Annotated in this window: 2 protein-coding genes; one reads left to right on the top strand and one right to left on the bottom strand. The window is 46.6% G+C overall.

All coding sequences use genetic code 11. The features are described 5' to 3' along the window. Nucleotides 1-1,147: heavy metal translocating P-type ATPase (locus AC3AYF_RS20810; protein ID WP_487780376.1), on the top strand; the 1,147-nt coding region annotated here is incomplete at its 5' end. 121 nt (nucleotides 1,148-1,268) lie between these two features. Here AC3AYF_RS20810 and AC3AYF_RS20805 read toward each other — a convergent pair. Then, the coding region (locus AC3AYF_RS20805; RefSeq protein WP_487780375.1) for an alternative oxidase at nucleotides 1,269-1,583 on the bottom strand (315 nt) is incomplete at its 5' end.

Raw genomic sequence — 1,583 nt, 5'->3', positions numbered from 1 at the left:
CGTCTGGACAGTCTGGGGACCCGAACCTAAAATCACTCATGCCATTGTAAGTGCGGTTGCCGTATTGATCATTGCCTGTCCCTGCGCCCTAGGTTTGGCTACACCTATGTCCATTATGGTTGGTACGGGACGTGGAGCACTTAACGGTGTGTTGATAAAAAATGCCGAAGCGCTTGAAATCTTGGAAAAAGTAGACACCTTGGTGGTCGATAAAACAGGCACATTAACTGAAGGTAAACCTAGCTTAGTGACAGTTGAAGCCTACGCAGGATTTAGCGAACAAGAAGTATTAAAACTTGCCGCCAGTGTCGAACGGGCCAGCGAACACCCCTTAGCTGAAGCGATTGTAACGGGGGCTCAGGATCGTGATATTCCCCTCAGTCAAACGGCTGACTTTGCCTCTATTACCGGCAAAGGTGTAACCGGCAAGGTCGATAATCATCACATCGCACTGGGTAATTTAGCACTTCTGCAAAGCCTGAACGTCGATGCGACATTATTGACTTCAAAAGCAGACCAACTGAGAACAGAAGGTCAGACTGTTATGTTGCTGAGTATTGATGGTCAGGCCGCCGGACTCATTGGCGTTGCCGATCCAGTGAAAGCATCAACAGCAAAAGCGATTGAAGCATTGCACACTGAAGGCATTACCATCGTCATGCTCACCGGCGACAATCATATTACTGCCATGGCGGTAGCGAGAAAACTGGCTATTGATCAGGTGCAAGCCGACGTACTACCCGAACAAAAAGCCGCTATTGTCAAACAACTACAAGCTGAAGGAAAAGTTGTCGCTATGGCGGGTGATGGCATTAACGATGCTCCTGCTCTGGCGCAGGCAAGTGTTGGCATAGCGATGGGGACTGGAACAGATGTAGCGATAGAAAGTGCGGGGGTCACACTGGTAAAAGGTGATTTAACCGGTATCGTCAAAGCGATACGTTTAAGTCGCGCCACCATGGGTAATATTCGCCAGAATTTGTTCTTTGCTTTTATCTATAACGTATTGGGGGTGCCTGTTGCTGCCGGTGTGTTATATCCCGTATTTGGTTTATTGTTATCGCCGATGATCGCGGCGGCAGCCATGAGCCTCAGCTCAGTGTCGGTGATAGCTAATGCCTTAAGACTTAAACGAGTCAAGCTGTGATCAATGTCGACGGATAAATTATCTGGAAAAACGACGTTTTAAACGTCATCTACAGATGAAGAGGTAGATTGGCTCTAATTAAAGCGCTTCTATTAAAATAATAGACGCGCCCATTTAATTATTACATTGAATCAGCATATTGGTGATTAACGTCTCGGTGTTCGGCCTCATCGGCTCGTACAGCAATGATGACGTCCCTAAGGGTCGCATCTTGGGCTAAATGCCAATAGTCGATGGCCAGTTCTGGTGCGGGCACATTTTCAAGTTTTCCAGCATCAAGTTCATCTAAATAAAGGGTATAACTACGCACGGCTTCTTCTTCAAAGTACCCTACCACCCGGTGGGCTGTTTTGGGTGAAAACAAATAGAGAAAAAAGTAAAAGTTATAAAACACCATTTGCGTGATCATCACCACCATACGTTCAAATAATGAGGG

The organism is Salinicola sp. (assembly GCF_982684285.1).
The sequence above is the reverse complement of the archived record's forward strand: the minus strand, read 5'-3'. Positions and strand labels throughout refer to the sequence as shown.